Origin of the sequence: Limnofasciculus baicalensis BBK-W-15 (assembly GCF_024178385.1) — a bacterium.
GTDB lineage: Bacteria > Cyanobacteriota > Cyanobacteriia > Cyanobacteriales > Coleofasciculaceae > Limnofasciculus > Limnofasciculus baicalensis.
Window position 1 is genome coordinate 1 of record NZ_JAMZMM010000350.1, and the last position, 6509, is coordinate 6509.

Here is a 6509-nt window from a genome sequence, read left to right on the forward strand (position 1 = left end):
CCTTTGACGACGTGCATTTTTTAATATTTTAAGCCGATAAGGATCGGCATCTTTGCGCCATCTAAGGCTATAACCTTGAATTTCAGATAAATGTTCGACGAGACATTGTTCCCAGCCTTTGAGAGTACCGATAGTTTTGGTATTATCCAATAGTCCCCTTTCTTCTTCTTGACGAGTAAGTTTGGCAAATTTTTCATAAAAGGGATAGTCTGGCGTGACGAATGTTTCTTTACGATGCAAAATAGGCGGATTCTCCGAACTATCGTATTTACGGTAGACAACATGTAAATCTTGTAGATCAATTTGCAGGCTAGTATGCAAGGTAGGATGAGGATTCGTATCAAATTCTGGATAAAATAAGTAAGAAATTTTTGCCTTGTTAATGTGGAATTTAATTAAAGTAGTGCCATGCAATCGCCCGATAGTCCGACTGGCACATCCTTCATAAAGTCGCAGTAAAGGATTGAGTCTTTCCAGTGCTGAAATATGGACGTAAAGAGCGTTAGGAAGGTGTTTACCAATAGTACTTTGTTGGCAACAATTAGCAATTATTCGTAAGTCTCCCACACTCGCCAGCATCAAATCAGCAGCGGTACAAGCATCTCGATAAGTGCCGAAAAGTCCCTTAATATCATTTCTCACCACCTCCAGTAAATGGCTGAATTTGGGGCGCTTGCTGAATTGGCTCAGAGCGAGGTAAACTAGGAGATCTTGGCGACGTTTATCTGCGATCGCATCCCATTCTTCTTGCTCTGTTACCTGTAGAATCATCTGAAAGGCACGGCGCAGGCTACCGAATTCTTCCAGTATTTCGCGAATATTTGATAATTCAGTAGTACTAGGAATCCGTCCCCTTTCCGCCACAAATGACATTAGGGGAGCCAAAAGTTCTTGATAGTCTTCAAACCTTTTTGAATTGAGGATAATTCTGGGGGCAGTCAGGCGGGAACGGAAGCGAGATGCTCGAAAACTCTGAGCTTTTGCTTCCTCGCGAAAGACAAAAAAGATTCCCAAATCAACTGGAATTGCGTCTACTCCTAAAACTTGGTCAATATATATTTTTAATTCTTCTTGTTCGTAATACTTTTGAAAGGTATTGCGACGAGTAATAATGCCATCTCCATATCCAATTTGACCGGAATTGCGATCGTCAATTAAAACCTGAGCTGATACAATTAAGACTTGACTTGTCAGTCTCCAAGCATTAATCGTAGCTTGACGACGCTCAGGCGGGTTTTCAATCACATTAATGATGTAACCAAAATTAACAATATCTGCTATCGTCAAAGGATGATCGGGTTGATAGTAAGGGTCCCATCCTCCACAGATGTAACCCTGTTTCCCGAGTCGCCGCACATCCCCACCGTGACCGCAGCCGTAATCGAAAAAAGTGGTATCTTTAGTTAGTATTCCACTTTCTATGGCCAAGCGGACGGGTTTCGAGAGTTCAGTGCGAACCATCGCCGCTTTGTGGCGCTCAATTTCAAAGGTATCTGGTACAGGAGCAACCATAGTTGTTGGTTGTTGGTAGTTGGTTATTTGTGATTTGTTGTTGGTTATTTGTTAATATATCTGGCAAGAGAATCCACCAGCACATCAACTTTGCAGGAATTTACATTGAGCGGGGTATTTCGTAAAGAATTTACAATTTAAGTAAAAATTTATGTATTTTTATATAGGTTTGCCACACAGATCTAATGAAAACCGATATAATACCGTGAGGATATCAAAATGTCCACTAAAAACATTAACTCACTAAATAGGTCAGAGCCAATAATCCTTATACTCTTACTTCTCGCTACCTTATCCGCCACACCAATTCAAGCTGCCAAACCTGAAGATATTACACAGCTACAAGAAACCAGGGAATGCGAAACCTGTGACTTGAGTGATGCCAATCTCAGTAGCGCCAACTTAACCCAAGTTATCCTCAGCAAAGCTGACTTGCAGCGAGCTAACTTGAGTCAAGCGAATCTTACTAGTGCAAACCTGAGCAATGCCAATCTAATTAGTAGCAATCTCACTCAAGCGAATCTCACAGAAGCTAACCTAACTCAAGCATTTCTTGGTAGCGCTAATCTCACTAATGCCGACTTAAGAAATGCCACTTTAAAAGGAGCTAATCTGCCTGAAGCTATCCTCCAAGGTGCAAATTTGACTCAAAGTATCTTGAGTTTAGCTGACTTTAGCGATGCCAACCTATCTCAATCCATCCTCACTTTAGCAGAATTAAAAGGAACTGACTTGAGACGTGCCAACTTAATAGGAACCCGCCTCAATGGTGCTAATTTGAAAACAGCTAACCTAGCTGCGGCTCAACTTAATAATGCTAAACTTAATGGTGCTAATCTGAATGGGGCTTACTTAAGAGGGGCAAATTTTACTAATGCTTCTTTACAAAATGCTGACCTAAGTGAGACTAATTTGCAAGACACTAACTTCAGCGATGCTGACCTGAAAAATGCGAACCTAACTGGTGCCGTTTTCTGTAATACTATTATGCCGGATGGAAGCGTATCTAATCGAGATTGTCAGTAATTGTTTTTTTTTGTTAGAACAAGTCAATATAATTAAATAATTAATTCTGTCAATCCGAAAATTAATGTAAAATCCTCAAGATAATAAATAACCAACAACAAATAACAAATAACCAATAACAAATAACCAATTAAGCACTACGCTGATTAGACATTTCCTGAGCATGAACCCGATTATGTGCTAAACTCAAAGCATTCCAAGTTTCCTCTCCCACAATCCCATCCACAACTAAACTATGAGACTGTTGAAAAGATTTTACAGCAGTCTCAGTGCGATCGCCAAAATCACCATCAATTGAAACCTGATAGTCACCAGTACATCGCAGCACCCACTGTAACGTAATCGCAGCCCCATCCTTGCTACCATATCGCAGTACAGGCATATTCACAGGTGCGCCCCTATCGAGAGCTTGCCAAGTTAGCGCTCCGACAATACCATCTTCTCTAAGAAATACCCGATGCTGAAACTCAATTACCGCATCGCGAACACACATATCAAAATAACCTCCAATCGGTCCAGTGTAGACACCTCGCCGTGTCAGTAATTTTTGTAATTCCAAAACATCTGCACCAACTGCACCCATTTGGAGGATAGGCTTTTTCAGCCAAAATCTGGTATTTGTCCTGCTCCTGGCTGTTTCAGGATAGATTAGAGCTTCCATAGTGACTCCTTGATAACTTTAGGTTTTGCGATGGACAAACCGGGACTCTGTTGAGTTAATCTTACTCCACTCTCAAGTCAATCCTACTCCATGATTCATGTAGAAATAAAGATCCAAATTGTAAAGAATCAACGATAGCCTACATCCTAGTGGACGATCGAGTCCATTCTTGAGGCTATTTCACCCTCTTCTTTGCGAACCTTTGCGCTTACCTTTGCGTACTTTGCGTTAAAAAGAAGGTATTATATAGCCAAAGTCAGTGGGCACTCCCTACTAACATAATTTTATGCTTTTCGAGTTATCTTGGGGAGTGCCCACCCTACAAAAAACAGCTACTGAAGTAATCTAGATTTTAGTCCGTTTTAACGGACTTAAGCTATTAGACAGTGGCTGATAGCCACTGGCGGTTTTGGCTACTGGTGCAAAATCTGAGTCATAACCGCCCTGGCGACTGCTATATTCAACCGATAACCCCTAAATACTCTATCCATAATTTATACAATAAATTCCCAGAGGGCGAGTCAATTAAGCTTATTTTTCCCACTATAAATTATAGTAGTCACTTGCCCCCATACCAATTTTATTCAAAATTATCGACTCTCTTATCTACTACTTTTTCACATCTAAAAGCTTACGCCAATCTCGAATAGCAGACTCGGACCAAAGCCAGTTTTTGCTTAGTGCTTCTGGTTGAAAGTTAACTGGATCGTCACCCCTTACTTTTTGGCGTAGTTTCAATGATTCATTTAACAAATTTGCTCGTTTAGGTTCTGGTTGTTTTTGAGCAGATTTCCAGAACCCTAGTGCTAATCCTGCATAAACGTTTAATTCGTTTTGCTTTGCACCAACTCCGGCAACATCCGCTTCATTTTTAGTTTTTTCCAAGTGAGTTAGTGCATCTAGCCAAGCATTATTAGCACGGTCAAAATCTCCCTCGGCGTAATAAGCAAAACCCAAAGCATTGTAGTATTCAGAGGAGTTTGGGTTCCCTTTAACTGCGATTTCCCAATAACGTCGTGCATCATCTATGTTATAGTCTTTGCTACCTTGTTGGATAAATTGCCATGCTAAACGTCCTCTGAGGAAACTGACAATCGGTTGATCTAATTGAGTTTTAGGTACAGCATCAAGAGCAGCTTTTGCTTGTGGTAAAGCACCTCTGTTTAGCAATTCCTCAACTGACTTTTGTCCGGCGGAGATATTACCGCGACTAAGTTGTTCTATGGCAATATTAGTAACAGTAGCAGTTTCTGCTTCTGACAGATTAACATTCTGGGAATTGTGAGGAGCTTGGAGCGCAGGATTTGCCGCAATTGGCGTATTCGGTACAGATTGGCGATGAAAAACTACGGAAATACCCAATACCGCGATCGCAATTACACCCGTTACCCCCAATCCTAGCCACAGCCTGGGAATATTGCGCCACCGACTCTTCAAGTCCCACTGCTGCGATACTGATGGTTGGGATGGGGCAGAATATGTTGCTGAGGTTGATTGCTGCGAGGGTGCAGTTTGGTTATTGCTACTATGAATTGGGAATTGTCCCACTCCCGATTCTAACCCAGTATTTCTAGAAGTTTCCTCCTCCAAAACGGGTAAGTTTGAGCCACCGGTAGGCAATTCATTCTCTAATTCTCCCAGCAAATTTTTAATAAAATCTGCCGGATCGTCACTATCTAGATCCCCTATACTTGAACCGTCTATCCCGCCATCGATACCTACATTTTCATAGCCAGTAAATATTGCCATCGGGTCATTTTCCAGATCTTCCTCCAGGAATTTCCTTTTGCTTGCGATCCGGGATTGCGGTAATTCATCTTCAAGCTGAGGAGATCTCCAGGATGAGTTCAACTGCGGTAAAGGTTGCTCGTCATCCCAATTATAGCCCGCTACATCAATGAGATAGCCATCAAATTCCGGAGTTAAATATAGGACAGGTAGTGCCCAATATAATTGGTTAGATCCATAAGCCGAAATTAGTCCTTGTCTGGCTCTACTGAGGCTTAGATCGATAGGATGACCTTGATTAATATTGCGGTATAGAAGACAGGTAAGAGTTAGGGCTACTTCATCAGGAATTCGCTCCGCCATCGCCAAAACGCCGGGAATTCCACGCTTAACTAAGGCTTCTGCCAAATTCCGATCTTTGCTATTATCTAGGGGATCTGATGTAGCAGTATAGGCACTGCGACAGGAGTTAAAAACTGCTAATTGAACCCCATTATTTACCAATAATCCTGCTAAGTCATCCCCATTTAATGTTTCAGTTAAACCTGTTTTCTTACTCACCAAATAGACATCACCACCGGAATCTCCTAAACTACTATGTCCGGCATAATGAAATACTTGATAGTGCCCTTGTTCCAACTCTTGAGTTAGTTCTTCCCTGCCCAACTGCTCCCGCACTGTAAGTTGAATATCTCCACTTTTAAGTTCATCTCGTAAATGAGATGCTTCTTTAAACAATTCTAAATTTTCCTGGTCACTAGGACCAGCAATTACCATCAGAATTCTCAGGGGTTTATTGGGTGGGGTGAGGAGGTTTGGCAGAGATCTCATCAATCCGGTATTAATCTGATAGCGACAAAATGCGACATCAGTACCCGTGGCGAGGGGGCGCGAGTCTTCATGTAGCACTTCCCAAGGCAAGCGGGGTAAGCGATTTCCCTTTAGTCCCAAGCGCAATCGTAACATCTGACGCTGATTTTGTGCGATCGCCTGCGCCACTAGCCAACTATCACGCAAACTACCTTGAAACAAGGCGTTATACATTTCCTGACCGAGGGATACCAAGTTGAGGCAAGATTGACTCACCCGCTTCTGAGAATCGGGCAAAAAAAAGATCTCCTCCATTCCACTACCATTACCTGAGAACAAGCCTAAGATCGGATCGTTCATCAGTTGTCGCGCCACAGACAACCAATCCTCTACTGGCCAAAATACTTGTTCTTCTGCCAATGGTACTCCTGGTGCAACGTGTTCTGTCCGTACCAGATATTGATCTTCTCCTAGGGGAGTTACCGAGATATGGAATTCCTGTAATTCCTGTGCCACTGATTCTACCTGATTAATCTTGTTGAATTGGGATTTCAAGGGCTTTAGCTGAGTAGTCAAAGTATTTAAGCGGTTATTATGTCTCTTTATTATTCAGATGAATGATTCAAAGATCTGAAAGTTTCCAATCAGAAGTTAGGGAGTAGGGAGTAGGGAGTAGGGAGTAGGGAGTAGGGGGACAAGGGGGACAAGGGAGAGTTTTAACTCAAAACGGACTTCGTCCCGCTGCGCTAACAAAACTCAAAACTCAAAACTC

4 protein-coding genes are annotated in these 6509 nt (G+C 42.1%); 1 reads left to right on the forward strand and 3 read right to left on the reverse strand.

Annotated elements, in window-relative coordinates; translation table 11 throughout:
• The coding region (locus NJ959_RS24105; protein ID WP_254014292.1) for a DNA phosphorothioation-associated putative methyltransferase at positions 1-1512 on the reverse strand (1512 nt) is incomplete at its 3' end.
• Positions 1513-1731: 219 nt separating this feature from the next.
• On the opposite strand from NJ959_RS24105, the gene NJ959_RS24110 reads away from it, so the two are divergent.
• Positions 1732-2538, forward strand: a complete 807-nt coding sequence (locus NJ959_RS24110; RefSeq protein WP_254014293.1) for a pentapeptide repeat-containing protein — start codon at positions 1732-1734, stop codon at positions 2536-2538.
• 130 nt (positions 2539-2668) lie between these two features.
• Here the strand turns inward: NJ959_RS24110 and NJ959_RS24115 are convergent, their stop codons facing one another.
• The gene (locus NJ959_RS24115; RefSeq protein ID WP_254014294.1) at positions 2669-3199 is read right to left on the reverse strand and encodes a peptidoglycan-binding domain-containing protein; all 531 of its coding nucleotides are present in this window, start codon (positions 3197-3199) and stop codon (positions 2669-2671) included.
• Between the two features lie 609 nt (positions 3200-3808).
• Positions 3809-6292, reverse strand: coding sequence for a CHAT domain-containing protein (locus NJ959_RS24120; protein ID WP_254014295.1), 2484 nt, complete (start codon positions 6290-6292; stop codon positions 3809-3811).
• Positions 6293-6509: the final 217 nt, after the last annotated feature.